25 protein-coding genes are annotated in these 25,315 nt (G+C 72.3%); 6 read left to right on the top strand and 19 right to left on the bottom strand.

Translation table 11 applies throughout. From position 1 onward, the window contains the following. Positions 1-228: 228 nt before the first annotated feature. Both WDW90_RS03365 and WDW90_RS03360 read left to right on the top strand, forming a co-directional pair. Positions 229-732, top strand: a complete 504-nt coding sequence (locus WDW90_RS03365; protein WP_336485849.1) for a YcgN family cysteine cluster protein — start codon at positions 229-231, stop codon at positions 730-732. A gap of 154 nt (positions 733-886) precedes the next feature. Continuing rightward, positions 887-1,390, top strand: a complete 504-nt coding sequence (locus WDW90_RS03360) for a YciE/YciF ferroxidase family protein (RefSeq protein WP_336485848.1) — start codon at positions 887-889, stop codon at positions 1,388-1,390. A gap of 20 nt (positions 1,391-1,410) precedes the next feature. On the opposite strand, the gene WDW90_RS03355 is transcribed toward WDW90_RS03360, so the two are convergent. The 7 genes from WDW90_RS03355 to WDW90_RS03325 form a co-directional block, all read right to left on the bottom strand. Further along, a complete protein-coding gene (locus tag WDW90_RS03355) occupies positions 1,411-2,070 on the bottom strand; it encodes an NrsF family protein (RefSeq protein WP_336485847.1) in 660 nt (219 codons plus the stop codon). Beyond that, the gene (locus WDW90_RS03350; RefSeq protein ID WP_336485993.1) at positions 2,063-2,632 is read right to left on the bottom strand and encodes a sigma-70 family RNA polymerase sigma factor; all 570 of its coding nucleotides are present in this window, start codon (positions 2,630-2,632) and stop codon (positions 2,063-2,065) included. The genes WDW90_RS03355 and WDW90_RS03350 overlap by 8 nt, the downstream gene beginning before the upstream one ends. 172 nt (positions 2,633-2,804) lie before the next feature. After that, positions 2,805-3,047: a pentapeptide MXKDX repeat protein gene (locus WDW90_RS03345; protein WP_336485846.1), complete on the bottom strand. Its 243-nt coding sequence runs from the start codon at positions 3,045-3,047 to the stop codon at positions 2,805-2,807. A gap of 73 nt (positions 3,048-3,120) precedes the next feature. Then, the gene (locus tag WDW90_RS03340) at positions 3,121-3,801 is read right to left on the bottom strand and encodes a DUF1223 domain-containing protein (RefSeq protein WP_336485845.1); all 681 of its coding nucleotides are present in this window, start codon (positions 3,799-3,801) and stop codon (positions 3,121-3,123) included. A gap of 90 nt (positions 3,802-3,891) precedes the next feature. Next, complete coding sequence (locus WDW90_RS03335; RefSeq protein ID WP_336485844.1) at positions 3,892-4,674, bottom strand: creatininase family protein; 783 nt, start codon at positions 4,672-4,674, stop codon at positions 3,892-3,894. Positions 4,675-4,895: 221 nt separating this feature from the next. Further along, a complete protein-coding gene (locus WDW90_RS03330; RefSeq protein WP_336485843.1) occupies positions 4,896-5,246 on the bottom strand; it encodes a CsbD family protein in 351 nt (116 codons plus the stop codon). 176 nt (positions 5,247-5,422) lie between these two features. After that, positions 5,423-5,635, bottom strand: coding sequence for a CsbD family protein (locus WDW90_RS03325; protein WP_336485842.1), 213 nt, complete (start codon positions 5,633-5,635; stop codon positions 5,423-5,425). Between the two features lie 393 nt (positions 5,636-6,028). Between WDW90_RS03325 and WDW90_RS03320 the strand changes: the two genes are divergently transcribed. Next, positions 6,029-6,793, top strand: coding sequence for a fumarylacetoacetate hydrolase family protein (locus WDW90_RS03320; protein WP_336485841.1), 765 nt, complete (start codon positions 6,029-6,031; stop codon positions 6,791-6,793). A 144-nt stretch (positions 6,794-6,937) separates the two neighbouring features. Further along, a complete protein-coding gene (locus WDW90_RS03315) occupies positions 6,938-7,948 on the top strand; it encodes a 2-dehydropantoate 2-reductase (protein WP_336485840.1) in 1,011 nt (336 codons plus the stop codon). 376 nt (positions 7,949-8,324) lie between these two features. On the opposite strand, the gene WDW90_RS03310 is transcribed toward WDW90_RS03315, so the two are convergent. The 9 genes from WDW90_RS03310 to ileS form a co-directional block, all read right to left on the bottom strand. After that, entirely contained in the window at positions 8,325-10,274 is a 1,950-nt protein-coding gene (locus tag WDW90_RS03310) for a potassium transporter Kup (RefSeq protein ID WP_431310962.1), read from the bottom strand. A 397-nt stretch (positions 10,275-10,671) separates the two neighbouring features. Continuing rightward, positions 10,672-11,358: a dethiobiotin synthase gene (gene bioD / locus WDW90_RS03305; protein WP_336485839.1), complete on the bottom strand. Its 687-nt coding sequence runs from the start codon at positions 11,356-11,358 to the stop codon at positions 10,672-10,674. Then, positions 11,355-12,128, bottom strand: a complete 774-nt coding sequence (locus WDW90_RS03300; RefSeq protein WP_336485838.1) for a ferredoxin--NADP reductase — start codon at positions 12,126-12,128, stop codon at positions 11,355-11,357. Before WDW90_RS03300 ends, bioD begins: the two co-directional genes overlap by 4 nt. A gap of 147 nt (positions 12,129-12,275) precedes the next feature. Then, positions 12,276-13,208 (bottom strand): ring-cleaving dioxygenase, encoded by a 933-nt coding sequence (locus WDW90_RS03295; protein ID WP_336485837.1) that lies wholly within the window; start codon positions 13,206-13,208, stop codon positions 12,276-12,278. 177 nt (positions 13,209-13,385) lie between these two features. Next, positions 13,386-14,669 carry a M16 family metallopeptidase gene (locus WDW90_RS03290; RefSeq protein WP_336485836.1) on the bottom strand — a complete coding sequence of 428 codons (1,284 nt, stop codon included), beginning with the start codon at positions 14,667-14,669 and terminating at the stop codon, positions 13,386-13,388. A gap of 70 nt (positions 14,670-14,739) precedes the next feature. Continuing rightward, entirely contained in the window at positions 14,740-16,134 is a 1,395-nt protein-coding gene (locus WDW90_RS03285) for a M16 family metallopeptidase (protein WP_336485835.1), read from the bottom strand. A gap of 145 nt (positions 16,135-16,279) precedes the next feature. Further along, positions 16,280-16,927: a hypothetical protein gene (locus WDW90_RS03280; RefSeq protein WP_336485834.1), complete on the bottom strand. Its 648-nt coding sequence runs from the start codon at positions 16,925-16,927 to the stop codon at positions 16,280-16,282. Between the two features lie 178 nt (positions 16,928-17,105). Next, complete coding sequence (lspA, locus tag WDW90_RS03275) at positions 17,106-17,618, bottom strand: signal peptidase II (protein WP_336485833.1); 513 nt, start codon at positions 17,616-17,618, stop codon at positions 17,106-17,108. A 109-nt stretch (positions 17,619-17,727) separates the two neighbouring features. Next, positions 17,728-20,694, bottom strand: coding sequence for an isoleucine--tRNA ligase (gene ileS / locus WDW90_RS03270; protein WP_336485832.1), 2,967 nt, complete (start codon positions 20,692-20,694; stop codon positions 17,728-17,730). A gap of 392 nt (positions 20,695-21,086) precedes the next feature. Here ileS and WDW90_RS03265 point away from each other — a divergent pair, with 392 nt between their 5' ends. Next, complete coding sequence (locus tag WDW90_RS03265) at positions 21,087-21,356, top strand: hypothetical protein (protein WP_336485831.1); 270 nt, start codon at positions 21,087-21,089, stop codon at positions 21,354-21,356. Between the two features lie 71 nt (positions 21,357-21,427). Here WDW90_RS03265 and WDW90_RS03260 read toward each other — a convergent pair whose 3' ends face one another. The 3 genes from WDW90_RS03260 to WDW90_RS03250 form a co-directional block, all read right to left on the bottom strand. Next, positions 21,428-22,135: a MarR family winged helix-turn-helix transcriptional regulator gene (locus WDW90_RS03260; RefSeq protein ID WP_336485830.1), complete on the bottom strand. Its 708-nt coding sequence runs from the start codon at positions 22,133-22,135 to the stop codon at positions 21,428-21,430. A gap of 175 nt (positions 22,136-22,310) precedes the next feature. After that, positions 22,311-22,700, bottom strand: a complete 390-nt coding sequence (locus WDW90_RS03255) for a response regulator (RefSeq protein ID WP_336485829.1) — start codon at positions 22,698-22,700, stop codon at positions 22,311-22,313. Positions 22,701-22,813: 113 nt separating this feature from the next. Continuing rightward, positions 22,814-24,067, bottom strand: coding sequence for an adenosylmethionine--8-amino-7-oxononanoate transaminase (locus WDW90_RS03250; RefSeq protein WP_336485828.1), 1,254 nt, complete (start codon positions 24,065-24,067; stop codon positions 22,814-22,816). Between the two features lie 82 nt (positions 24,068-24,149). Here WDW90_RS03250 and WDW90_RS03245 point away from each other — a divergent pair, with 82 nt between their 5' ends. Beyond that, complete coding sequence (locus WDW90_RS03245; protein WP_336485827.1) at positions 24,150-25,283, top strand: aminotransferase class I/II-fold pyridoxal phosphate-dependent enzyme; 1,134 nt, start codon at positions 24,150-24,152, stop codon at positions 25,281-25,283. Positions 25,284-25,315: the final 32 nt, after the last annotated feature.

Raw genomic sequence — 25,315 nt, 5'->3', positions numbered from 1 at the left:
GGGGATCGACCGCCCCGCATTCCCTCTCTATCAAGCCCCGCGCCCGACCGCGAGGCTTAACGCGACGCCGAGGCCGGCGCGTGGCCGGCCCGGCCGGCAGCAGGCAATCGACCTTGCCGGCGGAATGGGGCGCCCGGGTGGCGGCCGGCCCGGCTCCGCTTGCCCCCCGGGCCGCCTTGCGGCAGAGGAGGGCGCATCCGACGCTTCCGTTGAGACGAGGGGCTCCCGATGGGGGACCGCACGGCCGCGCGCCGCGGCGCCGGCGCAGAACCGTTCTGGCGCACGAAGAGCCTCGAGGCGATGAGCCCGTCCGAGTGGGAGAGCCTGTGCGACGGCTGCGGGCGCTGCTGCCTGATCAAGCTCGAGGACGAGGAGACGGGCGAGGTCCACCACACCGATATCGGCTGCACACTCCTCGACGGGCTCGGCTGCCGCTGCCGCGACTACGCCCATCGCCAGAAGCGGGTGCCGGATTGCGTGCGCCTGACGCCCGAGGCCGTGCGCACGATCCCGTGGCTGCCGCCGACCTGCGCCTACCGCCTCGTGCGCGAGGGCCGGGACCTCCACGACTGGCACCCCTTGGTCTCCGGCCGGGCGGCGAGCGTGCACGAGGCCGGGATCTCGGTGCGCGGGCGGCTGTCCGGCAACGAGGAGGAATTCACCGAGGACGAGTACCCGGAGCGCATCGTCGCTTGGCCGGGCCTCGCGCCGGGCCAGGATGAGGAGGCGTGACGCGCCGGCGCGCGGCCGGGGAACGGGCCGCAACCGCCAAGTTAAACCAAAATCATGTTCAGGAACTCGGCCATCGTCACATCGTTTCCTGTCAAGTCGGCGATCACGTCACAGTCCGGTCGCCTGTCAAGCTGAAGCATTACGGGAGCGAGCAATGGGTCTCTTTACCACCCCGATCAAGACGATGGACGATTTGTTCACGCATATGCTGCAGGACATCTACTACGCAGAGCAGCAGATCACCAAAGCTCTGCCGAAGATGATCGAGAAGGCGAGCGAGCCGCAGCTGAAGCAGGGCTTCGAGAAGCACCTGCGCGAGACGGAAGGCCAGATCCAGCGCCTCGATCAGGTGTTCCAGCAGCTCGGCAAGCCGGCCAAGGGCGTCGAGTGCGCGGCGATCAACGGCATCATCGCCGAGACCAAGGAGATCATGAGCGACGTCGGCGACAAGGAGGTGCTGGACGCGGCCCTGATCGCGGGCGCCCAGGCCGTGGAGCACTACGAGATCACGCGCTACGGCACCATCATCGCCTACGCCAAGCAGCTCGGTCACTCCAACGTGGTGAGCCTCCTGCAGCAGACGCTCGAGGAGGAGCGCAACACCGACAAGACCCTGACGGGGCTCGCCGAGGCGAACGTCAACAGGAAGGCGGCCTGAGGCCGGGGGTGCCCTGCCCCTCAGGGCAGCCTGCCGCCGGCGAGCAGCCGCCCGCCGGCGATGCCGTTCGCGCCGATGACCGCCAGCACCGCCAGGAGATGCATCAGCAGGTCGGTGGCGGTCGCGTCGTGCGGGTGGAAGGGCACGAGGAGCGCCGCCGCGGCCGCCGCGGCCGCGAGGCCGCCGAGCGCGGCCGTGAGGTTCGGGTGGAGCGGGCAGGCCCGGCGCAGCATCACGACGAGCAGACCTGAGAGCGGCAGCGACACGCCGACGAGGAAGGTGAAGCAGCCCCCCATCTCGTGCGCGTCCGCGATGTTGGCGCCCGGCGCCAGGACGCCGCGCAGGCAGCCGAGCCCGCTCGCGCCGATCCAGGCGAGGGCGGGGGCGACCGGCAGCAGGGCCCAGCGCAGCGGCCGGCCGGGCACGCTGACCTGAAAAGCCGCGAAGGCCGCCGTCACGGCGGTCAGCGCGGCCGCGACCGCCGCGATGCGCAGGTCCGCCACCTCCATCCGGGCGCGCATCCCGTCGAGATCCGCCATCGGCATCAGGAGGAGGGCGAGAGCCAGGGCGGCGGCGATCCAGGCGAGCGCGCGCAAGCCGGGCGGGGGCAGGCGCCGCACGGGCCTGAGGCCGCCGACGAGATCCTCGACGAGACCGTCGTGCCGCGAGGTGTCAGACACCGTCCCCCTCCTTCTCCCGCCTCAGGGTCGCGCGCAGGGCCTTGAGGGCCCGGTGCAGGTTCACCTTGAGTGCGCCCTTGCTGCGGCCGGTGAGCGCGGCGGCCTCGTCGAGGGAGCGCTCCCGGAAGGCGAGGTGCTCGACCGCCTGCCTCTGGCCCTCGGGCAGGGCCGCGACCGCGCGGGCGAGGCGGGCGGCGCGCTCGCGCGCATCGAGCGCGTCGCCGGGCGCCGGACCGGAATCCGCCTCGGCCTCGTAGGCCAGCGGGTCGTGCACCTCCTGCGGCCGGCGGCCGGCGCGGCGCAGCCGGTCGATGGCGCGCCGCTGCGTGATGGCGCGCAGCCAGGGCAGGAAGGGCCGGGACGGGTCGTAGGTGGCACGCGCCCTGTGGATCGTCAGAAGCGTGTCCTGCACCACGTCGTCCACCGCATCGCCACGCACGCCCTGCGCACGGGCCATGCCGGCGATCACGGGCAGGCACTCGCGCAGCAGCAGCCGGTAGGCCGCCGCGTCGCCGCCCTGCGCCGCCGCCATCGCGGCCGAGAGCCTCGTCTCGAGCACCATCGTGGCCCTGCCGCTCCCGCGTGCCCCGGCTGCCGCTTCTACGCCGGGCAGGGCACGTGAGGGAAGCCGGCCGGGGCCGAGCGGCGCCAGGGCGGGAGCGAGGATCATCCGGGCGGGTTCCGGTGGCAGGTTCCGGTGGGAATGGGGCGACACGGCGGCCGCCCCGCGAGGCTCAATGCTTGCCCATCTGGTCGGACTTCATGCCGTCCTTCTTCATGGAATCGCCCTTCATGGAATCGCCCTTCATGGCATCGCCTTTCATGGCGTCGTGCTTCATCCCGCCCTTCTTCATGGAATCGTGGGACATCGTCTCCTTGCTCATCGAATCCTTCTTCATCTCGTCCTTGGCGAGGGCCGGGGCGACGGCGAGGGAGAGGAGGGCGGCGGACGCGGCGGCGAGGACGGCGTGGCGCATGGCGGGGTTCCTTCCGTGAAGCCACCGGGCTGGCCCGCGGTGACGGACCCTATTCGCGAGCCGGAGGCGGCGGTTACAGCCGCGCCGCGCCGAGGATGCGGCCGTCCTGGGCCTGCACGATCACGGCGGCCTGCGCGCCGGCGGGCCAGGGCTCCGAGAGCGTCTGCTCCGCGCCGGACCAGCGCCCGACCTCGCGCACCGACCGCACCACGTTGGCCTGCAGGATGCTGCGCCCGGCATTCTCGCCGCGGGCGACGCGGGTCTCGTGGCGCGGATCGAAGCCGACGAGGGTGACCCGGCCCGCGCCCGTCCCCGCGCCGAGGCGGATCACGAGGTTCGTCCCCTCGCGGGCGAGCGCCACCGGCGCCACCGCGGCCGCCTCGCCGCGGGCTCGCCCGATCGCGGCGGCCACGTCCTCCCGGCGGGATCCGACGACGCTGCTCTGCCCGTCGACCACCAGTTGGGGCGTGAAGGGGTTGTCGCCGAGACGGGCCGCGTAGGCCTGCTGGCGCTCGGTGGCGGCCGGCAGCGAGAAGGTGTCGCGCCAGCTCAGCCCGTTCCAGTAGGTGACATGGAAGGCGAGCGGCAGCAGGTCGCCGCGTCGCTCCGCCAGCTCGCCGAGGAGCGCCTCGGCGGGCGGGCAGGACGAGCAGCTCTGCGAGGTGAACAGCTCGACGACGACCGGCCGCCCGGCGGCCGTCGCCGGGCCCGCGCCGAGAAGGGCGAGGGAGAGAAGGAGGGCGGGGCTTCGCATGGCCTGATGGCTCCGGGCTTCGCGGGATACCGGAGCTTCGGCGGCGCGCCTGCGCGGGTTACGCGCCGGATGCGCGGCCGGGACGAATCGTCACGGATCGAGCCGGAACCGGTCGACCTCGCGCAGGAGCGCGGCGAAGGCGCGGGCGCCGTGGTCGAGGGCGGCGCGGCCGGCCTCCGCGGTGCCGAGGCGCGCGTCGCCCATGGCGCCGGAGGCGTGCAGGTCGCCCGCCTTCCAGGCGAAGGCGGCCGGCCGGCCGGCGCGCAGATGCGCGAAGTCCCGCTCCATTGCCACGGTGCGGGGCGTGAAGGCGGCGATCTCGGCACCCCGCACGAGGTCGGGCCGCAATGCCAGCATCAGGGCGGTCTCGATCCCGCCGGCGTGGATGCCGTGGCGGATCTCGGCCTCGGAGAAGAGCCCCTCGGGATAGCCGAGGCGGCTCCACGAGGTCGTCACCGCGACCATGCTATGGCGGCTCCGGAGTTCCCCCGCCACGAGGTCGATCAGCGCGCTGTTGCCGCCGTGCGAGGTCACGATGACGAGCTTGCCGCAGCCCGCGCGGGCAAGGCCCGCCCCGATCTCGGTCCAGGCGCGCAAAGCCGTCTCGGCGGTGAGGCTCAGCGTGCCCGGGAAGGCGTCGTGCTCGTCCGACTTGCCGACGCTCTGGACCGGCAGGACGAGCACATCGAGATCGTCCGCCACGAGGGGCGCGAGCGCCGCGAGGTAGCCCTCCGCGATGATCGCGTCGGTGGCGAGCGGCAGGTGCGGCCCGTGCTGCTCGATCGCCGCCACGGGCAGCACCGCGACGGCGCGGTCCATCGCGCGGGCAAGCAGGTCCCGCGTGGTGAGATCGCCCCAGGATCGGACCGGCATCGCTCGCGTCCCCGCATCGGCCCGCGGCGCGGGCCCGATGCCCGGATGTACGGGATCGGGGGATGGGGCGGAAGACCGGCCTCCGAGGGACGCCGCTTCTCCCATGCGGGCCTGGATGCCGACAAACCGTCCTCTGGCCCGAGGGCTGAGGATCCGCGACGCGCCTCCCCTCCCGCGCCGGTGAGGGCTGAGGCGCGGCCCCTGCGGAGGGAACGGGTCCCTCAGCGCGCCCGGCGCAGCAGCCAGCCGAAGCTGAAGGCCGCGGCGGCGACGAGGAGGAGCGTCGCGGTCCTGTTCTCGTCGGCCCGGCGCACCGCGGCCCGGCCGCGATGCAGGGCCTCGTCACGATAGTGCCGCCCGTGCCGGCGCGTCTCGTCGAGCAGGTGCTCGCCGTCCCGGCGCAGGCCGCGGGCGGTCTCGCGGGCCTGTCCGTAGGCGTACTGGGCCGCGCCCGCGGCCTGATCGATCGCGCCCTCGACCTGCGGCATCGGGCGGCCGGCCACCGCGCCGACAGCCGTCTTGGCACGTCCCCGGAGGTGACGGATGCCGCCCTCGATCCGATCCCTGTTCATGCCGGAATCCTTGTCCGCGATAAGGTCGAAAGGCCGGCGGGGCCGGCCTTTCCAATGTCGGCCCGCCCGGCCCGGGATCGGCCCGCGCGGCGGGCGCCGAGTCCTGCCACCGAGTCCTGCCACCGAGTCCTGCCACCGAGTCCTGCCGCCGAGCCCGCGATCGCCCGCGGCGGCGCTCAGATCTTCTTGACGGCGTCGGCCGCGCTCTGGGCGGCGTTCTTCACGCCATCCTTGGCATCGCCCATCGTCTTCTGGGCCTCGCCCTTCAGCTCCTGGGCCTTGCCCTCGGCCTGAAGCTTCTCGTTGCCTGTGGCATTGCCGATGCCCTGCTTGATGTTGCCGACGGCCTCGTTGGCGAGACCCTTGATCTTGTCGGTGGTGCTGCTCATCGGAAACTCTCCCGTCCTGCTCTGGGGGAAGCGTCGACGGCCCGAAAGCGTGGCCGCCCGCTCGTGGCAGGCTGAACGGGAGGCGGGGACGATTGTTCCGCCCGATCACGCAGGGGTGAGCGTCCTTGTCCGCACGGCACGGTCCGAGCGAGGCCCCGCGGCGCGACCGGTGCGCGCCCCGGATCGGCGCCGTCTCTCAAATTTTTCGTGCGGTCCGGCCAAAAATTTTGAAAAGGACTTGAGAGGCAAAGTCCGGCACTGTTTCTGGCATGCAAAATACATCGCCGATGAGCCGGCGAGATAATCAAGATGTGATCGCGGTCGCCGCCGGTCGCACGCCGTCGCGACCGGGCGGCGCGGCCCCGCGATCCGCATGACAGGGAGAGCCTGACCATGACCCGCTGGATCCGCTACCGGTACGACGGGCGGGAGGGCTTCGGCCGCCTCGACGGGGAGACCATCCTTGTTCACGAGGGCGACCTGTTCGGCGCTCCCGTGCCGACCGGCCGGAGCCTGCCGCTCGCCGAGGTCAGGGTCGACCTGCCCTGCCGCCCCTCGAAGCTCATCGCCCTGTGGAACAACTTCCGGTCGATGGCGGAGAAGCAGAACCTCGCGCACCCGCAGGCGCCGCTCTTCTTCGTGAAGCCGCCGAATTCCTACGCGGCGCACGGCGAGACCGTGGCGATGCCGGAGGCCGCCGGCCGCGTGCTCTACGAGGGCGAGCTCGGCATCGTGATCGGGCGGCGCGGGCGCGACCTCACGCCGGCGGCGGCGGCCGACCACATCTTCGGCTACACCTGCCTCAACGACGTCACCTCGCTGGACATCCTGCGGGCGGACGAGAGCTTCCCGCAATGGACCCGCTCGAAGGGTCTCGACGGCTTCTCGCCCTTCGGCCCCGTGATCGCCACCGACCTCGACCCGGACGCCGCCCGGGTGGTGGTGCGCCTCGACGGGCAGGAGCGGCAGAACTACCCGCTCTCCGACATGATCTACAGCCCCCGCGAGGTCGTCGCCATGATCTCGCAGGGCCTGACCCTGGAGCCCGGCGACGTGATCGCCTGCGGCACCTCGAACGGGGCCGGCACGATCAAGCGCGGCATGCGGGTGGAGGTGGAGATCGCCGGGATCGGCGTGCTCGAGAACCGCTTCGCGTGAGCCGGGGGAGCGCGGCGTCAGGCTGAACCCGCCCCGCCGAGCCTCCCGGACCGAGTAGTCCATGGCGGGCCGCCGCCCGACCAACCCGCAGAAGGCCGGACGCCCTTGAGGGGCCGCCGGCTCCGAATGACAGGGACCAGACCCATGAGTATCGCGATCGTCGGCGCCGGCGCCATCGGCGGCCAACTCGGCGTGAAGCTCGCCCATGCGGGCGAGAAAGTCACCTTCATCGCCCGCGGCGCCAATCTGGAGGCCATCCAGTCGAACGGGATGCGGCTGATCGAGGAGGACGGCTCCGAGATCCACGTGCGCGACGTGCGGGCCACGAAGTCGATGGCGGAGGCCGGCGTGCACGATTACGTGCTGCTCACCGTCAAGGCGCATCAGGTCGGGCCGATCGCGGCCGACCTCAAGCACCTGATCGGCCCGAACACCTCGGTGGTGACGCTGCAGAACGGCATCCCGTGGTGGTACTTCCTGCACGGCTACCGCGGCGACCACCGCGGCGCCCATATCGAGAACTCGGATCCCGGCGGCGAGATCGCGCGGCACCTCGACCCGGCCCAGGTGATCGGCTCGGTGGTCTACCCGGCCGCGATCCTCACCGAGCCCGGCACCGTGAAGGTCGTCGAGGGCAACCGCTACACGCTGGGCGAGCCGGACGGCACGGTCAGCGCGCGGGTGAGCGAGCTGTCGCGGCGGCTCGTGGCGGCGGGCTTCAAGTCGCCGGTGATCGAGGACATCCGCTGCGAGATCTGGCTCAAGCTCTGGGGCAACCTCAGCTTCAACCCGATCTCCGCGCTGACCCACGCGACGCTCGTCGACATCTGCCGGTTCCCCGACACGCGGGCGCTCACGCGTGCGATGATGGAGGAGGCGCAGACGATCGCCAACGCGCTCGGCGTCACCTTCCGGGTCGACATCGACCGGCGCATCGCGGGCGCCGAGAAGGTCGGCGCGCACAAAACCTCGATGCTGCAGGACGTGGAGGCCGGCCGCGCGATCGAGCTCGAGGCGCTGGTCGGCTCGGTGATCGAGCTCGGCCGCCTCACCGGCACGGCGACGCCGCATATCGACACGGTCTACGCCCTGATGCGGATGCTCGCCCGCAGCCTCGAGACCGCCAACGGCCGACTGTCGATCCAGCCGGCGTGAGGCGGCCGCCGACCGCGCCCTCTCCCTCCCGCGCGGGAGAGGCGCGCCGGGGCGAGGAGCGCCTGATACCGTTGTCGGTTGATCCCTTCGGTTCGGCCTTGAGCGTCCCACCCTCGCCCTCATCCTGAGGCGCCGCGCCAGCGGCCTCGAAGGAGGGGTCCAGCGGCCCCTGCGCTCCCTAGAGCCCTCCTTCGAGGCCTCCGCTGCGCTCCGGCGCCTCAGGACGAGGGCGGGACGGCTGGCGCCGAACCGAAGGGATCGAGCGGACGCCGTATGAGAGCGCTTTCCACGATCTCCGGATCGCGGAGAATGCTCCAACTCTTCATGGCGTCGCATTTTTTGCGCCGAACCGGCAGCCGCTTCGGCGGACAACGCGCTAGATCTCGATCTCCGTTCCCACCTCGATCACCTGGCGGGTCGGCACGCAGAAGAAGGCGCCGGTGCGCTCGCCGTTGCGCTGCATGAAGGCAAAGAGCTTCTCGCGCCAATCCGCCATGCCGCGCCGGTCCGATTTCGGGATGACGGTGTCGTGGCCGATGAAGACCGTGAGGTCCTCGACCAAAAAGTTCTCCGGCAGGAACCCCGAGCGGACCGCGCAGGCGAGGCCCTCGGGGATCGAGGCGTCCTCCATGAAGCCGTAGCGGAGCGTCACCCGGTAGAAGTCGGGGGCGATCTGGCTGACCTCGGCACGCCCGGATTCCGGCACGGTCGGGCTCTCCTCGTAGAGGGCCGTGACGATCAGGATGCGCTCGGTGAGCGCGTGGCTGCGCTCGACGAAGCGGGACAGGTGCAGCGGGATCCCGTGGGTAGCCGCGGACAGGAAGGCGGCCACGCCCGGCAGGCGGATGGGCGGGTTCGCCCGCAGCCGCTCCAGGAAGACGTCCTCCGGCAGGCGCAGGGCCGCGCGCTTCTCCTCGACGAGGGCCGTGCCCTTCTTCCAGGTCAGCATCATCAGGGCGACGAGGCCCGCGAGCACGAGGGGAAACCAGCCGCCCTCGAACAGCTTCACGCTGTTGGCGCCGAGGAAGACGAGGTCGATCAGCAGGAAGAAGCCGTTGAGCATCACCACGGCGATGGGGTTGTAGCCCCATTTCAGCGCGATCAGAGCCGCCAGCAGCGTCGTGATGGCCATCAGCATCGAGACGGCGATGCCGTAGGCGCCCGCGAGCGCGTCGGAGGAGCCGAACACCACCACGGCCGTCAGGGTGCCGACGGCGAGCAGCCAGTTCACCACCGGCACGTAGATCTGCCCGCGCTCGTCATGCGCCGTCTGGATGATGCGCATGGTCGGCAGGAAGCCGAGCTGGATCGCCTGCTGGGTGAGCGAGTACACCCCCGAGATGATGGCCTGGGAGGCGATCACGGTGGCGGTCGTCGCGAGCGCGATCAGCGGGTAATGCGCCCAGTCCGGCGCGAGCCGGTAGAACGGGTTCTCGATGGCGTCGGGCTCGGCGAGCAGCACCGCGCCCTGGCCGAAATAGTTGATGACGAGGGCCGGCAGGACGAGGCCGAACCACGCGACCCGGATCGGCTTGGCGCCGAAATGCCCGAGATCGGCGTACATCGCCTCCCCGCCCGTCACCGCCAGGAAGGCGGCGCCCAGCATCGTGAAGCTGACGTGCCAGCCGGCATGGGTCAGGAAATCGACCGCCCGCCAGGGGTTTGCGGCCGCCAGGATCTCCGGATGGTGCAGGATGCCCCCGATTCCGAGGAGCGTCAGCACGGCGAACCAGGCCAGCATCACCGGTCCGAAGATGCGGCCGATGAAAGCGACGCCCTTGCTCTGCACCAGGAACAGCCCGATCAGGATCGCCACGGTGATGGGCACGACGTAGTGGCCGAGCGCCGGCGCATCGACCTTGAGCCCCTCCACCGCCGAGAGCACCGAGATCGCGGGCGTGATGGCGCCGTCGCCGTAGAGCAGGGCCGCGCCGACGAGGCCGACCACGAGGAGCAGCGCCTGCCACGTGCCGGGCCTGGCGTGGCGCGCGCCGAGCAGCGCCAGCATGGCGACGATGCCGCCCTCGCCCCGGTTGTCCGCCCGCAGGATCAGCACCGCGTACTTCACCGACACGATGATGATGAGCGCCCACAGGATCAGCGAGACGGCGCCGAGGACGGCCGCCGGCTCGGCGGCCTGCGCGCCCCGGCTCGCCGCCCGCACCGCTTCCTTGAAGGCGTAGAGCGGGCTCGTGCCGATGTCGCCGTAGACGACGCCGAGGGCCCCGAGCAGGAGCGCCGGCCGCAGGCGCCCGGCCCCGTGCCGGGCGCCCTCCTTCGCCGGATGGGCGATCCCGGGTTCGAGGCGGGCTTCAACGTGGCTCACGGCTGGCCCTCCGGCGGGATCGAGGCTGCCCGATTGCGGCTTGGCTGTTCCTCGCCAAGGTAGAAACCAGGATAACGCCGTCCAGCGCGCTTTCGGCACCGCGCGGCGACACTCACGGGCTCGTGTCTCAGGCCGTCCCGCGAAATCCGGATCATGTCTCCGCGATGCGGATCCCGGCGTCTCAGACCGTGGCCGGTTGATCCCTTCGGTTCGGCGTTGAGCGTCCCACCCTCGACCTCATCCTGAAGCGCCGCGTCAGCGGCCTCGAAGGAGGCCTCCAGTGGCCCCTGCGCTCCCCGGTACCCTCCTTCGAGGCCTCCGCTGCACTGCGGCACCTCAGGATGAGGGGGAAGGTAGGACCCCGCACCAAGACCGAAGGGATCGAGCGGATGCCGTATCAGACCGGCGCGGGAACGCCCTCCGGCCAGCCCCGTCCCCGGCGCAGGCAGGCGACGGGCACACCCGCGTGGCGCGCGATGGCCCCCGCGACGGTCTCGGGCGGGGTCGGCGCGCCGGCGCTCTCGCTCACCGCGACCAGGGCGAGGGGAACCGCGTGGCGGCGCAGCGTCTCGATCGCCGTGAGCGCGTGGCTGATCGCCCCGAGATAGGAGCCGGAGACGAGGAGCGCGGGCAGGCCGAGCGCCCTCAGCCAGTCGAGGCCGGTGGCGGCCTCGGCGATCGGGCTCATCAGCCCGCCGACCCCCTCGATCAGCACGGCCGTGCCGGGCCCGGCCGCCGCGATCTCGCCCGCGCACCAGGCGACGAGGTCGTCGAGGGCGAGCGCGCGTCCCTCGAGCGCCGCGGCGAGGTCGGGGGCGAGCGGCGCGGCAAAGCGCCAGGGCGAGCAGGCCGCCACGGTCTCGGGGGTGAGGGCCAGGCCCTGCGCGGCCAGAAGCCGGCCGGTGTCGCTCCCGGCGAAGTCCGGATCATCGATGGGCGGCACGCCGCTCGCGAGCGGCTTCAGGGCGCGCACCCGGCGACCGGAGGCCCGCAGCTGCCGGACGAGCGCCGCGGTGACGTAGGTCTTGCCGATCTCGGTGCCGGCCCCGGCGACGAAGAGCGCGGACCGGCTCTGCGGGCTCACTTCTCGACGAAGGCCTTCTCGATGACGTAGTGGCCGCCCTCGCCGTGGTTGCCCTCCTCGTAGCCGCGGCTGGTGAGGAGCTCGCGGGTGTCGCGGATCATCTCAGGCGAGCCGCACAGCATGAACCGGTCGGCCTCGACCGACATCTCGGGCAGGCCGACATCGGAGAACAGCTTGCCCGACACCATCAGGTCGGTGATGCGGCCCCGGTTGCGGAACGGCTCGCGCGTCACGGTCGGGTAATAGACCAGCTGCCGGCTGATCATCTCGCCCAGGAACTCGTGGTTCGGCAGGTCCTGGGTGATCGTCTCGCCGTAGGCGAGCTCCGACACCTGCCGGCAGCCGTGCACCAGCACCACCTTCTCGAAACGGTCGTAGGTCTCGGGATCCTTGATGATCGACATGAAGGGCGCGAGCCCGGTGCCGGTGCCGAGGAGATAGAGGTGGCGGCCCGGCATCAGGTTGTCGAGCACCAGCGTGCCGGTCGGCTTCTTGCCGACCATGATCGGGTCGCCGACCTTGAGGTGCTGGAGCTTGGAGGTGAGCGGGCCGTTCGGCACCTTGATGGAGAAGAACTCCAGTTCCTCCTCGTAATTGGCCGAGACCACCGAGTAGGCGCGCAGCAGGGGTCGGCCCTCGACCTCGATGCCGATCATCGTGAACTCGCCGTTGCGGAAGCGGAACGACGGATCGCGCGTCGTGCGGAACGAGAAGAGCGTCTCCGTCCAGTGATGGACGCTCAGGACCCGCTCCTCATTGTACTTGCTCATCGACGAAGGTTTCCCCGAATCTCGCGGCTTTTGCCGCGTCTTCTCGCACCTGCAGCACACCCGTCAAGGCATGGCAGCGCCGCGGGTGCGGGATGACACGATTGTCCGGAACGGCTCCCAAAACTTGCGCCCGACGGCCGGCGATCTTCACAGCGGCTTCAGGCCGGCTTCGATCTCGGCCCGGCGCGGCTCGAGGAAGGGCGGCAGGGCGAGGCGTGTCCCGAGCGCGTCGAGAGGCTCGTCGGCCGTGAAGCCCGGTCCGTCCGTGGCGATCTCGAACAGGATGCCGTTCGGCTCGCGGAAGTAGAGGCTGCGGAAGTAGAAGCGGTCGATCGGCCCGCTCGAGGGCATGCGGTGCTCCTTCAGGCGGTCGGCCCAAGCGCCGTAATCGCCGTCCGGGATGCGGAAGGCGACGTGGTGCACGGCGCCCGCACCCTGGCGCGCGGGCGCGGAGGCGTCGGCGATCACCTGCAGCTCGGCGCCGGCGCCGCCCTCGCCCATGGCATAGACCCGCACCTCGCCCTCGGGCAGCGCGAAGGTCCGGTCGCGGCGCATGCCGAGGATCTCGGTCAGCACGGCCTCGGTGCGGTCCGGCACCGCCACCGCGAGGCGCACCGGGCCGAGCCCCCGGATCTGGCGCGCGGCCGGCACGGGGCTTCCCGCCCAGGGATGGGCCTCGCCGGCGCCGCCATCGTCCACCAGGCTGAAGCGCTGACCCTCCCCGTCCTCGAAATCGAGCGTGAGGCGCCCGTCGCGCTCGGCCGGGGCCGCGTGCGCGACGCCCTGGCGCGCGAGGTGCTCGCGCCACCAGTCGATCGCCCCCTCGCCCGCCACCCGCAGGCCGGTGCGCACGATGCTGTTCGCGCCCCGCCGCTCAGGGGGAGCCGGCCAGTCGAAGAAGGTGAGATCCGTGCCCGGCGAGGCGCGGGCGTCGGCATAGAACAGGTGGTAGGCCGAGACGTCGTCCTGGTTCACCGTCTTCTTGACGAGCCGCAGGCCGAGGACGCGGGTGTAGAAGGCGAAATTGTCCGCCGCCCGCGCCGTGACGGCAGTGAGGTGGTGCAGGCCGGTGAGGTGCATCGCGGCGTCTCCGCTGCGGGGCTCGGAGCCCCGCGGATGGGTCGCGGGCGCGGCGGCGGAAGGGCGAGGCCCTTCCCCCGCGCGGGCTAACCTGCTTCCGCGCATCGCGACGGGCGACAGCCCCGCACGCGCGACGCAGCCCCTCTCCTGAACGGGAGAGGTGACCCCGCGCCCTTCTCAGAAATCGGTCGGCCGGCCGGCGGCGACGACCAGCATCCGGCCGTCCACGAAGGTGCGGCCGGCGGCGCGGCGGATGTCGGCCTGCGTCACCGCCGCCACCATGGCGTTGCGCCGAGCGATGTAGTCCATGCCGAGGCCCTCGAAGGCGATCTGCACGAGCTGGTGGGCGATCTTGGTCGAGGTGTCGAAGCCGAGGGCGTAGGAGCCCGTCAGGTAGTCCTTGGCCTTCTGCAGCTCCTCGTCCGAGGGCCCGTCCGTGATCAGGCGGCCGATCTCGTCGCCGATCACCGCGAGGGCCTCGCCGACGCGCTCGTTCTTGGTGGCCGTGTAGCCCCAGGTCATGGCGGCGGCGCGGTGGCTGACCAGCGAGGTGCCGACCGAGTAGGCGAGGCCGCGCTTCTCGCGCACCTCCTGGAACAGGCGCGACGTGAAGGCGCCTCCGCCGAGGACATGGTTCAGCACGTAGGCCGGGATGAAGTCCGGGTCGCGCCAGGCCACGCCCGCCATGCCGAAGCGGATCACGGATTGCGGCACGTCGAGGTCGACGACGACGCGGCGCCCGAGATCCTGCACGCTCGTGCGAGGCACGGCCTGCAGGGTGCCGGCCTCCGGCAGGGCGCCGAAGGCGCGGTTCAGGGCCTCGGCGAGGCGCGCGGCATCGATCGCGCCCACCGCCGCGACCTTCACGGCGCCGCGGCCGATCAGCCGGGCATGCATCGCCAGGAGGTCGTCGCGAGTGATGGCCGCGAGGCTCTCGATCGTGCCCGAGGAGGGGCGGCCGTAGGGGTGGCCCGCGAAGGCCTCCCGGAAGAAGCGGCGCGAGGCCCGCACGCCGGGATCGTTCTGCTGGTAGCGCAGGCCCGCGATGGCCTGGGCGCGCACCCGCTCGACGGCGTCGGGGTCGAAGCGGGGCTTGGCGAGCGCCAGCGCCAGGAGCTCGACCGCCTCGTCGGCGTGCTTGACGAGCATCTTGAGCGAGCCGCCGACGGCGTCGGGCCCGGCATGGAACGAGAGCTCGATGGCGCGGGCCGCGAGCCGCTCCTGGAAGGCGTCCGAGCCGAGATCGCCCGCGCCCTCGTCGAGGAGGCGCGCCAGCAGCTGCGCGCAGCCGGCCTTGCCCTCCGGATCCTGCGCGGCCCCGCCCTCGAAGGTGAAGGCGAGCGCGATCATCGGGACCACGGGGGACTCGACGTGCCACGCCTCGATGCCGCCGGTCGTCGCGATGGGCTGCGCCTGGGCCGGGGAGGTTGCGGTGCGGGTGGCAGTCTCGGCCAAGTTCATGGGAACCTCGTTGTTCTTGTGCGGATCCGCGGCCGGGGCCGCGGGCCGGAAATGTCGGGTCGGGCGGCTCTCACTCCGCCGCCAGGGCCCGCGGCGCGTCGGGATCGCGGGTCTTGATGAGGGTGCCGGTCACGGAGCGGGCCGGGGTCAGGTAGCGCTCGGCCACCGCCGCGAGGCGCTCCCGCGAGACGGCCTCGATGTCGACGGGCCAGCGGCGGACCTCGTCGATGGTCTCGCCGATGGCCAGCGCCGAGCCGAAGATGCGCGCGAGCGAGGACTGGCTGTCGGAGGAATAGACCGTCTCGGCCACGAGCCGGGTCTTGGCCCGCTCGATCGCCTCGGCATCGAGGGCCTCGGCGGGGGCGCGGCGCAGCACCCGGTCGACCTCCTCCTCCAGCCGCTCCAGCCCGACGCCCTCGGCCGGCACCGCGTAGACGGAGAAGCGGGTGTCGTCGATGGCCGAGCCCATGTACCAGGCGCCCGCATTCACCGCGAGGCCGAGCTCCATCACGAGCTTGCGGTAGAGGTAGGAGGTGGCGCCGCCGCCGAGCACCTCGGCCAGCAGCTCCAGCGCGTGGCACTCGCCGTCGCGGGCGGTCATGCAGGAGGGGGTGAGGTAGAGGCGCTGCAGGGTCGGCTGCTCGACCTTGGGATCGGCGACGCTGAGGCGGCGGAGCGCCTTCGGCTCCGGCTCGCGGGCGCGCAGGCGCCGCGGCCGCGCGCCCTGCGGCGCCACGCGGCCGTAGGTGCCCTCGGCGAGGCGGCGCACCTCGTCGGGCGTCACGTCGCCGGCCACCACCAGGATGGCGTTCTCGGGCGTGTAGAAGCGCCTGTAGTAGTCGAGGGCGTGCTCGCGGTTGAGCTCCTCGATCTCGTGCATCCAGCCGATGATCGGGATGCCGTAGGGATGGTGCACGAACAGCGAGGCCGCCATCGCCTCGGAAAGCTGGGCGGAGGGGTCGGTCTCGACCCGCATGCGGCGCTCCTCCAGCACCACGTCGCGCTCGGGCGCCACCACGGCGTCGTCGAGGACGAGGCCGGTCATCCGGTCGGACTCGAACGCCATCATGGTCTTGAGATGGTCGCGGGCGACGCGCTGGAAATAGGCCGTGTAATCGTAGCTCGTGAAGGCGTTCTCCTGGCCGCCGAGCCCCGACACCGCCTTCGAGAAGGCACCCACGGGATGCTGCTCGGTGCCCTTGAACATCAGGTGCTCGAGGAAATGGGCGATGCCGGAGCGGCCGAGCGGGTCGTCGGCCGAGCCGTTGCGGTACCAGATCATGTGGGTGACGACGGGCGCGCGGTGGTCGGGCACGACCACCACGTCGAGGCCGTTGTCGAGGGTGTAGGAGGAGACTTCCGGCCCGCCGGCCTCCGAGCGCCCGAAGGGCGCGGCCTCCAGGCGTCCGGCATGGGCCTCGACGCGGGTGGAGAAGCGGGCGGGGGCCTTCCTGAACAGGTGCATTCTGGTGTCCTTCGTGCGGTCCTCCGGGGAGAGCCGTCCGTTCCTGACTTGAAGCCCCGCGGCGCGGGTCCGGGTGCTCGGGCGGGGCAAGACGCGTACCCGATCCTATGCCGGGGCCGCTCCGGGGCCGATCCGGCCCGCGGGATCAACGTCCCTGCGAGCGTAGATAGACACCGGGATCCGCTTCTTCCCGTTCCCGGCTCGCATTGTTGATCGGATCGCTGTTCGTCGTCACCACCTTGCGGGGGGCCTTGCGGTATCCGGTGGGGGGATCCGTCAGCATGTCGCGCGAGGGCTCGGCGATGGACGGCTCGGTCTTCTCCTGGCCGACGCCCTTCATCAGCTCGAACGGGTTGAGCCAGAAGGAATCGCGGCTGTTGTCGCCGGGCTTCCGCTCGTTCTCGGTCGGGATCTGCGCGCCGGCGCGGCGGCCCGAGCGCATCTCGTCGATCGAGGCGGTGGCGTTGTTGTCGTTGTAGCGGCCCTGCATCTGGCTGCCGCGGGGCGCGCGGCGCTCCTGCTCGTCGCGCTCGCGCTGCGCCACCTCCGGCTCCTTGGGCCATTGCGGCGAGGCGGCCCGGGGGCGCGGCGCGGGCAGGGGCTTGCCGTCGAGCTTGGGCGGCATCACCAGCGGCGGGCGCTCGTGGTAGTTGATCGCGGGCTGCTCCTTCTCGATCAGGCCGAGCGTGCTCAGCGTGTCGCGCATCAGTTCGCCGCGCTGCTGGGCCTGGGCGGCACCGGAGACGAGAAGCCCCGCGACGGAGATGAGAAGGATCTGGCGATACCGGGTCATGGCGCCCCACAGGTTCCGGCCGGGGCCCGCGCCCCGCCTTCGGGGTCCCGAGCAGTCGCCAGCGCGGGCGACCTGATCCGACCCGTCCGGCCTGATCCCGGTTTCGGGCGATCGTATGGCGCCTTGGCTGCGCTGCACCAGCCTCCCCCGGTGAGAGAGCGCCGATGTGGTTTACGCATCACACGGGCGGCAGGGTCCCGCTCGGGTTGTCGGGCAGGGCGCGCCCCTTCTCGGGCATCAGGCTGTCGAGGATCAGCCCGACCACGCCCGCGCTGATCGCGGCATCGGCCAGGTTGAAGACGTAGGGGAACCAGGGCAGGGCCGAGAGGTGCACGAAGTCGAACACGGCGCCGTAGGCGGCCCGGTCGACGGCGTTGCCGAGCGCGCCGCCGGCGATCAGCCCGAGCGCGAGGCCGAGGAGCCGCGAGCCGGCGCGGCGCATCCAGAGGCCGAGGGCCAGCGCCGCCGCGACCGAGAGCGCCACGAGGAGCCAGCGCCCGAGCCCGGCCTCCTGCTGGAACAGGCCGTAGGACACGCCCCGGTTCCATACCACCACGAGTTCCACGAAGGGGCCGAGGCGCCAGGGCTGCGTCAGCACGAGGTCCGTGCCGAGGTAGAGCCAGAGCTTCGAGGCTTGGTCGAGCGCGAGCGTGGCGGCGAGCGCCGCGAGGCCGAGCCGGAAGGGGGTCATGGGCGGCACCCGGCCGACGCGACGCGCCGCCTCTCCCGAGCGGGAGAGGTCGAGTCCGCGCCGAGACCGGCTCCGTCGCGGTGGCGCCCGGCGCTCGTCCGCCCCGCCCTCACGCCGCGCTCGCGGACCCGTGCGCCGCGTCCCATTCCCGCAGCGCCTGCGCGTCGCGCGGGGTCACGTCGGGATAGTCCCGGTCCATCCCGACATCCGGGGTGACGCGCCAGGACCGGGCGCATTTGCGGCCCGGCGCCGGCGCCGGAACCACCGCGACGCCCCGCACCTCGTCGAGCCGGAAGGCGTCGGCCGGGCCCTCGCCCGCCTCGACGCGGATGCCGGAGGTGATGCAGACCTCCGCGAAGTCGATGCCGTCGAGCGCCCCGAGGAGATCGGGATCGGCGATGGAGACCGTGGGCGCCGCCTCCAGGCTCGCGCCGATGCGCTTCTGCGCCCGCTCGATCTCGAGCGCCCCGGTCACCACGCGCCGCACCCGCCGGATCTTCTGCCAGCGCGCGGCCAAGGCGTCGTCGCGCCAATCCGCGGGCGTGTCCGGCAGGGTGTGCAGGTGCACGGAGCCGTCCTGCGACGGGTAGCGCTCCAGCCACGCCTCCTCGGCCGTGAAGGCGAGAACCGGGGCGAGCCAGATCGTGACCCGCCGGAAGGCCTCGTCGATGACCTGGAGCGCCGCGCGCCGCGCCGTCGAGGAAATCGGATCGCAGTAGAGCGTGTCCTTGCGGACGTCGAAGTAGAAGGCCGAGAGGTCGCCCGTCATGAAGCCGTTCAGCAGCGCCACCACCCGCTTCGTGTCGAAGGTCCGGTAGGCCTCGCGGATCTCGCCGTCGAGCTCGGAGAGGCGGTGCAGGATGAAGCGCTCCAATTCCGGCATGCCGGAGAGCGCCACGTCCTCGCCCGGCACCCGGTGGGCGAGCGAGCCGAGCATCCAGCGGAGCGAATTGCGCAGCTTCCGGTAGGTCTCCGCGAAGGTCTTGATGATCTCGGGCCCGATCCGCAGGTCGTCGGCATAGTCCGAGGCCGCCACCCAGAGGCGCAGGATGTCGGCGCCCGAATCCTTGATGACGTTCTGCGGCGCGACGACGTTGCCCTTCGACTTCGACATCTTCAGCCCCTTCGGATCGAGGACGAAGCCGTGGGTGAGCACGATGTCGTAGGGCGCGCGGCCCCGCGTGCCGGCCGATTCGAGCAGCGAGGACTGGAACCAGCCCCGGTGCTGGTCGGAGCCCTCGAGGTACATCACCGTGTCCGCGCCGCCGTCGCGCTTCCGGCGCACGCCGGCAAGCCCCGGGAAGGCCTCGGGGTCGTCGAGGACGAAGGCGTGGGTCGAGCCCGAATCGAACCAGACGTCGAGGACGTCCGTCACCTTCTCGTACTCCGCCGGGTCGTGGTCGGGCGCGAGGAAGCGGGCGCCGTCCGCGTCCGTGAACCAGGCATCCGCCCCCTCCGCCGCGAAGGCGTCGAGGATGCGGGCGTTGACGCGCTCGTCACGCAGCACCTCGCTGGTGCCACGCTTCACGAACACCGTGATCGGCACGCCCCAGGCGCGCTGGCGCGAGACCACCCAGTCGGGCCGGTTCTCCACCATGCCGTTGATGCGGTTCTTTCCCTGGGGCGGCACCCATTGCGTCTCGTCGATGGCCTTGAGCGCCACCTCCCGCAAGGTTTGGTTGCCGAGCGCCGCCACCGGCCTGTCGAGGGCGATGAACCATTGCGGCGTGTTGCGGAAGATGACGGGCTTCTTCGAGCGCCAGGAATGCGGGTAGCTGTGCCGCAGCACGCCGCGGGCGATGAGGTTTCCGGCCTCGGTCAGCGCCGCGATCACGGCCTTGTTGGCGTCGCCCTTCTCGCCCTTATGGTTAAGAACGAGTTTTCCCGTGAAACCGGGGGCCTCCGCGGTCAGCGCGCCGTCCGCATCGACCGTGTAGGGGATGCGCGCGTCGATGCCGCGCTGCGCCAGCATCCGGCCGCTGGCCATCCACAGCTCGAAATCCTCGCGGCCGTGTCCGGGCGCGGTGTGCACGAAGCCGGTGCCGGCCTCCTCGGTGACGTGCTCGCCCTCAAGGAGCGGGACCGGGAAGTCGTAGCCGGCAACGTGCCCGCCGAGCGGGTGCGACAGCGTGAGGCCGGCGAGCTCCTCGGGCCCGACGTCGCGCACCCGCTCGTGCGCCTCGACGCGGGCCGCCGAGAGGACGCCGGCGGCCAGCGTGTCGGCGAGGATGAAGGCGTCGCCGGTCTTGGCCCAGTTGTCGTCCGCGGCCCCCATGACGCGGTAGAGGCCGTAGGCGACCTTGCGCGAGTAGGCTACCGCGCGGTTGCCGGGGATGGTCCAGGGCGTCGTCGTCCAGATCACGATGCGGGTGCCCGCGAGGTCGCCCTCGGCGCCCTCGCGGATCGGGAAGGCCGCGAAGATGGTGTCGCTGACGTGGTCCTCGTACTCGACCTCGGCCTCGGCGAGCGCCGTCTTCTCCACCACCGACCACATCACCGGCTTCGAGCCGCGGTAGAGCTGGCCCGTCATCGCGAAGGTCATGAGCTCGCGCGCGATCGCGGCCTCGGCCGGGAAGGCCATGGTCGCGTAGGGATGGTCCCAGTCGCCGGTGACGCCGAGGCGCTTGAACTCCTCGCGCTGGACGTCGAGCCAGTGGGCCGCGAAGGTCCGGCACTCCTGCCGGAACTCGATCACCGGCACCTCGTCCTTGTTGCGGCCCTTGGCGCGGTACTGCTCCTCGATCTTCCACTCGATCGGCAGGCCGTGGCAGTCCCAGCCCGGCACGTAGTTGGCGTCGTGCCCGAGCGCGCCCTGGCTGCGGACGATCACGTCCTTGAGGATCTTGTTGAGCGCCGTGCCGATATGGATGTTGCCGTTGGCGTAGGGCGGGCCGTCGTGCAGCACGAATTTCGGCCGCCCCGCGGCCGCCCGCCGGATGCGGCCGTAGAGGTCGATTCGCGCCCAGCGCTCCAGGAGGTGCGGCTCGCGCACGGGGAGACCGGCCCGCATCGGGAACTCGGTGCGGGGCAGGAACAGGGTCTGCGAGTAGTCGCGGGCGTCGGTCGTGTCGCTCATGGGATCAGGCGTCTTCGGATCAGGAATCGGCGCGCTCGGCGGGCGGGGCATCGAGGCCGGCGGATCGCGCCGGCGGCATTCGCTCTCCCGGCATCCGGAAGGCCTGCGCGCGAGCGCGGGCCCTCACACGGAGGCCGGGCCCGTAATTCGGGTGCGGCGGCGCAGGCCGCGCGAGTCGCAGAGGGCGCGCATGGGAGGCGCTTCTATCAGCGGCACAGGCCGGACGCCAGCGCGCAGGTAGCGCCGGCGCCGATGCGTATTCACAGCGGGCGCGGAGCTTCCGCTTGCGCATGCCACCTTTTTCAAGCTCGGCCGTTGAATCCGCGACCTTCCGGCGCGCCGTCCCGCGGCGCGGCCTCGAGAAGCGAGACAACGACACGAGGAATTCCGCCATGAGACGCGTTCTGCTCGCCGCCACGCTGGCCCTGTCGGCCCTCACCCTGTCCGGCGCCGCCGAGGCCCAGGGGCTGCCCGGCGGCATCCGCCGCGGCGCGGCGGAGGGCGACCGCGTCGCGGGCCCGGTCGGCGGCGTCGTGGGCGGCGCGGTCGGCGGCGCGGTCGGCACCGTCAACGGCGCGCTCGGCATCGATCCGGGCCGGCGCGCCTACCGGACGAACATGCGCTCGCACCGCCATTACCGGCACCGCCGGCATCACCGCTGAGCCGTCCGCGGCCGGCCGTTCAGGCGGCCGGCCGCGCCCTGATCGCGTCGCGCGCCGCGGATCCGGTCCCGTCAGAACGGCGCGACCGCCGCGCCGCCCGGGGCGATCAGGCCGGACTCCGGCTCGTCCTCGTCGCCGTCGATCTCCGCCTCGGGCTCGTGGCCGGTGACGCCGGCGGCCTCCGCGAGGTTGCGGGCGGCCTTGCGCAGGAGCTTGCGCAGGCGGCGCCGCTCCTTGTTGTCGAACCCGTCGAGGAGCTCGGATTCGACCTCGTCCCACAGGCGCTCGATCGCCGCCGCCTTGGCGAGACCCGCTTCCGTGAGGCGGACGCGCACGATGCGGCCGTCGCCGGCCTCCGCGCGGCGCTCGACGAAGCCGAGGGCGGCGAGCCGCGAGATCGTCTTCGAGGCGGTGGGCGGGCGCACACGCAGGGTCGCGGCAAGGTCGCCCATCGTCATGGTGCCGGCGGCCGCGAGCGCCTGCACCACCTGCTCCTGGCCGGCGAAGAGGTTGAGGGCGGCGAGCCGGTCGCCGATGCGGGAGCGGTGGAGCCGGGCGGCCTGGACGAGGGCCCAGCCCACGCTCTTGGCGCCGGGCGGGCGCAGGCGCTTGCCGGCCTCCTTGGCGCCGCCTTCCTTGACCCCCTTTACCGGGTCCTTCCCGGAATCCCTGCCGGTTTCCTTGCCAGTCTCCCTGCCGGGCCGAGCCTTGCCGTTCGCCTGCATCGTCGGGACATCGCCGTTGCTCGCGGCCGCCGGATGGTCTTCAGCCGCTGACATGACCCACACCCTCTCACGCCGCGCCCGCGACCGGAACCCCGGCCTCCGGCTCGAAATCCAACTCGCAATCCAAGCCGAAAAGCCCCGGTGCACGATGGGCGCCGGGTCTCGGCCAGGACGGCATGTGACGCGCTCGTGTGAAGGTGAGATGACAGGCGCAGGTCCGCGCCGGCCGTCAGCAGGGCAGCAGGCGCCGCAGCTGGTCCAGGATGTCCTCGCCGCTGCAGGGGCGCGCGATGAAGCGGGCGCCGGCCGGCATCCGCTCGGGGTCGGGCGCCGCGCGTCCCGAGACGATCACGATGGGCAGTTGCGGGCGCGCCTCCGCGACCGAGTTCGCGAGGTCGAAGCCGTTGGTGCGGCCCGAGAGCTCCACGTCGGTCACGAGGCCGCAGATGTCGGGGCGGGCCTGCAGGATGCTGAGCGCCCGCTCGGCGGAGGCGCATTGTACGGTGTCGTAGCCGCCGCTCTCCAGCACGTCGCCGAGGTCCATGATGGTCAGCGCCTCATCCTCGACGAGGAGAATTACGGGCCGGTCCTCCTCGGGGCTCGTCGTCTCGTCCGTCACGATGTGCGTCCTCCGGCTCCAGCGCAGCGGCTCGCCTGGGAGGGGGTCGGCCCCGGCGCGAACCGCGTCGAAAGCCCAACTGTGGAAGCCGCGTCCGGGTTGCAGTGCCCTCCTCAGGCGGCCGCGCATTCCCGCGCCGCGGCGGCGACGCTCGCGATCAGGTGGTCGAGATCGGCCGGGCCGATGGTGAGCGCGGGCGTGAGGTAGAGGATGTCGCCGAAGGGGCGTACCCAGGTGCCGCGCGCGACGAGGCGGCGCTTCAGATCCGCGAGGTCGGGCGCCCGCCCGAACTGCACCACCCCGATGGCGCCCAGCGTACGGACATCCCGGATGCCGGGCCGGCCCCGCAGGGGTTCGAGCCCGTCCGCGAGGCGGGCGCCGATGGCGCGGGCCTGATCGAGGCGGGGCTCGGTCTCGAACAGGTCGAGGCTCGCGTTGGCGGCCGCGCAGGCGAGCGGGTTCGCCATGAAGGTCGGCCCGTGCATGAGCGCCGCGGCCGGGTCGTCCGACCAGAACCCCGCGAACACCTCCGCGGACGCGACCGTGGCGGCGAGCGCCAGCGTGCCCCCGGTCAGCGCCTTCGACAGGCACAGGATGTCGGGCACGAGGCCCGCCTGCTCGCAGGCGAACAGGGTGCCGGTGCGCCCGAATCCCGTGAAGATCTCGTCGAGGATGAGGGGCAGGCCGTGGCGGCGGGCGAGCCGGCCGATCGCGGCGAGCGTCTCGGGCGTGTGCATGCGCATGCCGCCCGCCCCCTGCACCAGCGGCTCGACGATGACGGCCGCGAGTTCGCCGCGGTGGCGGGCGAGCGCGGCGTCGAGGGCGGCCGTCGTGCCGGCGTCGCGCGGCAGGTCGCAGAAGAGCTGGGCCGGCAGGTAAGCGCCGAAGCGGCGGTGCATGCCCTCCTCGGGGTCGCAGACCGACATCGCGCCGAGCGTGTCGCCGTGGTAGCCCTCCCGGAAGGCGAGGATCCGGGTGCGGCCGGGGACGCCGCGGTTGATCCAGAGCTGCACCGCCATCTTGAGGGCGACCTCGACGGCGACCGAGCCCGAATCCGTGAAGAAGACGTGGTCGAGGTCCCCCGGCAGCAGGGCGGCGAGGCGGGCCGCCAGCCGCTCGGCCGGCGCGTGCGTGAGGCCGCCGAACATCACGTGCGGCATCGCCTCGGCCTGGGCGACGAGCGCCTGGCGGATGTGGGGATGGTTGTAGCCGTGCACCGCCGTCCACCACGAGGCGATGCCGTCGACGAGCTCGCGCCCGTCGGCGAGCACGATGCGGCTGCCGTGGGTGCGCACGGCCTCGAGCGGAGGGATCGCCCCCTTCATCTGCGTGTAGGGCCGCCAGAGATGGGTATCGCGCGCGGGCATCGGGACCGGAATGCGGGCAGGCGCCGGCGCGGTCAAGCGGGGCGTCTTGACATCCCGGCTCCGGCGGGAGCCTTCAGGCCGCATGATCGATCCGAACGCCTCCAGCCTCGAATCCTTCGCGCGGGCGAAGCTCGCCGAGCTCGATGCCGGCACCCTGCGCCGCCGCCTCAGGCCCACGCTCCGGGGCACGGGCGCGGTGGCCGAGCGCGACGGGCGGCGCCTGGTCTCGTTCTCGTGCAACGACTATCTCGGGCTCGCCAACGATCCGCGCGTGATCGCGGCGGCGCAAGCTGCCGCCGCGCGCTACGGGGCCGGGGCCGGCGGCTCGCGCCTCGTCACGGGCAACCACCCGCTGCTCGCGGAGCTGGAGGAACGGCTCGCCCGCCACAAGGGCAAGGAGGCGGCCCTCGTCTTCGGCAGCGGGTACCTGGCCAATCTCGGCATCACCCCGGCCCTCGTCGGCCCGAGCGACCTCGTGCTGGCCGACGCGCTCTCGCATTCGTGCCTGTGGGCGGGGGCGCGGATCTCGGGCGCCGAGGTGGTGCGCTTCGGCCACAACGATCTCGCTGACCTCGGGTGCCTGCTCGACCGGCACAGGGGCCGGCACAGGCGGGCCCTGATCCTCACCGAGCGCGTCTTCAGCATGGACGGCGACCGGGCGCCGCTTCCCGGGATTCTGGCGCTCGCGGAGGAATTCGACGCCTGGACCCTCGTCGACGACGCGCACGGCCTCGGCGTGGTCGAGGCCGGGGCGCGGGCGCCGCTCGAGATGGGTACCCTCTCGAAGAGCCTCGGCTCCTACGGCGGCTACGTCTGCGCGAGCGCGGCCGTCATCGACCTCCTGACGAGCCGGGCCCGCAGCTTCGTCTACACGACGGGCCTGCCTCCGGCCTCGGCCGCGGCGGCGCTCGCCGCCCTCGACATCCTGGAATCCGAGCCGGAGCGGGCGGCCCGCCCGCTCGCGCTCGCCCGGCGCCTCACCGCCCGCCTCGGCCTGGAAGAGGCCGAGAGCGCCGTGGTGCCGGTGCTGGTCGGCGAGGCCGGGGCCGCGCTCGCGCTCTCGGCGGCGCTCGAGGAGCGCGGCTTCCTCGTCGTGGCCATCCGCCCGCCGACGGTGCCCGCCGGCACCGCCCGCCTGCGCATCGCGCTCTCGGCCGCGCATGACGAGGCGCAGGTCGACGCGCTGGCGGAGGCGGTGAGGGACTTGCGGGGATAGGCCGCCGCTCCCCGCGAGGGGCACGGCGTCCC

It is taken from the genome of Methylobacterium nigriterrae, from assembly GCF_037106235.1.
GTDB lineage: Bacteria > Pseudomonadota > Alphaproteobacteria > Rhizobiales > Beijerinckiaceae > Methylobacterium > Methylobacterium nigriterrae.
Note: the sequence above shows the minus strand (reverse complement) of the source record. Positions and strands in the feature narration are given on the sequence as shown.

What these genes read in the sequence shown, in the direction of transcription:
- WDW90_RS03345 (WP_336485846.1), bottom strand. Translation starts at nt 3,047, where the DNA reads ATGCGCCACGCCGTCCTCGCCGCCGCGTCCGCCGCCCTCCTCTCCCTC.
- WDW90_RS03265 (WP_336485831.1), top strand. Translation starts at nt 21,087, where the DNA reads ATGAGACGCGTTCTGCTCGCCGCCACGCTGGCCCTGTCGGCCCTCACC.
- WDW90_RS03250 (WP_336485828.1), bottom strand. Translation starts at nt 24,067, where the DNA reads ATGCCCGCGCGCGATACCCATCTCTGGCGGCCCTACACGCAGATGAAG.
- WDW90_RS03315 (WP_336485840.1), top strand. Translation starts at nt 6,938, where the DNA reads ATGAGTATCGCGATCGTCGGCGCCGGCGCCATCGGCGGCCAACTCGGC.
- WDW90_RS03335 (WP_336485844.1), bottom strand. Translation starts at nt 4,674, where the DNA reads ATGCCGGTCCGATCCTGGGGCGATCTCACCACGCGGGACCTGCTTGCC.
- WDW90_RS03365 (WP_336485849.1), top strand. Translation starts at nt 229, where the DNA reads ATGGGGGACCGCACGGCCGCGCGCCGCGGCGCCGGCGCAGAACCGTTC.
- WDW90_RS03320 (WP_336485841.1), top strand. Translation starts at nt 6,029, where the DNA reads ATGACCCGCTGGATCCGCTACCGGTACGACGGGCGGGAGGGCTTCGGC.
- WDW90_RS03300 (WP_336485838.1), bottom strand. Translation starts at nt 12,128, where the DNA reads ATGAGCAAGTACAATGAGGAGCGGGTCCTGAGCGTCCATCACTGGACG.
- WDW90_RS03330 (WP_336485843.1), bottom strand. Translation starts at nt 5,246, where the DNA reads ATGAACAGGGATCGGATCGAGGGCGGCATCCGTCACCTCCGGGGACGT.
- ileS (WP_336485832.1), bottom strand. Translation starts at nt 20,694, where the DNA reads ATGAGCGACACGACCGACGCCCGCGACTACTCGCAGACCCTGTTCCTG.
- WDW90_RS03280 (WP_336485834.1), bottom strand. Translation starts at nt 16,927, where the DNA reads ATGACCCGGTATCGCCAGATCCTTCTCATCTCCGTCGCGGGGCTTCTC.
- WDW90_RS03260 (WP_336485830.1), bottom strand. Translation starts at nt 22,135, where the DNA reads ATGTCAGCGGCTGAAGACCATCCGGCGGCCGCGAGCAACGGCGATGTC.
- WDW90_RS03245 (WP_336485827.1), top strand. Translation starts at nt 24,150, where the DNA reads ATGATCGATCCGAACGCCTCCAGCCTCGAATCCTTCGCGCGGGCGAAG.
- WDW90_RS03360 (WP_336485848.1), top strand. Translation starts at nt 887, where the DNA reads ATGGGTCTCTTTACCACCCCGATCAAGACGATGGACGATTTGTTCACG.
- WDW90_RS03295 (WP_336485837.1), bottom strand. Translation starts at nt 13,208, where the DNA reads ATGCACCTCACCGGCCTGCACCACCTCACTGCCGTCACGGCGCGGGCG.
- lspA (WP_336485833.1), bottom strand. Translation starts at nt 17,618, where the DNA reads ATGACCCCCTTCCGGCTCGGCCTCGCGGCGCTCGCCGCCACGCTCGCG.
- WDW90_RS03285 (WP_336485835.1), bottom strand. Translation starts at nt 16,134, where the DNA reads ATGCACCTGTTCAGGAAGGCCCCCGCCCGCTTCTCCACCCGCGTCGAG.
- WDW90_RS03340 (WP_336485845.1), bottom strand. Translation starts at nt 3,801, where the DNA reads ATGCGAAGCCCCGCCCTCCTTCTCTCCCTCGCCCTTCTCGGCGCGGGC.
- WDW90_RS03290 (WP_336485836.1), bottom strand. Translation starts at nt 14,669, where the DNA reads ATGAACTTGGCCGAGACTGCCACCCGCACCGCAACCTCCCCGGCCCAG.
- WDW90_RS03350 (WP_336485993.1), bottom strand. Translation starts at nt 2,632, where the DNA reads ATGGTGCTCGAGACGAGGCTCTCGGCCGCGATGGCGGCGGCGCAGGGC.
- WDW90_RS03325 (WP_336485842.1), bottom strand. Translation starts at nt 5,635, where the DNA reads ATGAGCAGCACCACCGACAAGATCAAGGGTCTCGCCAACGAGGCCGTC.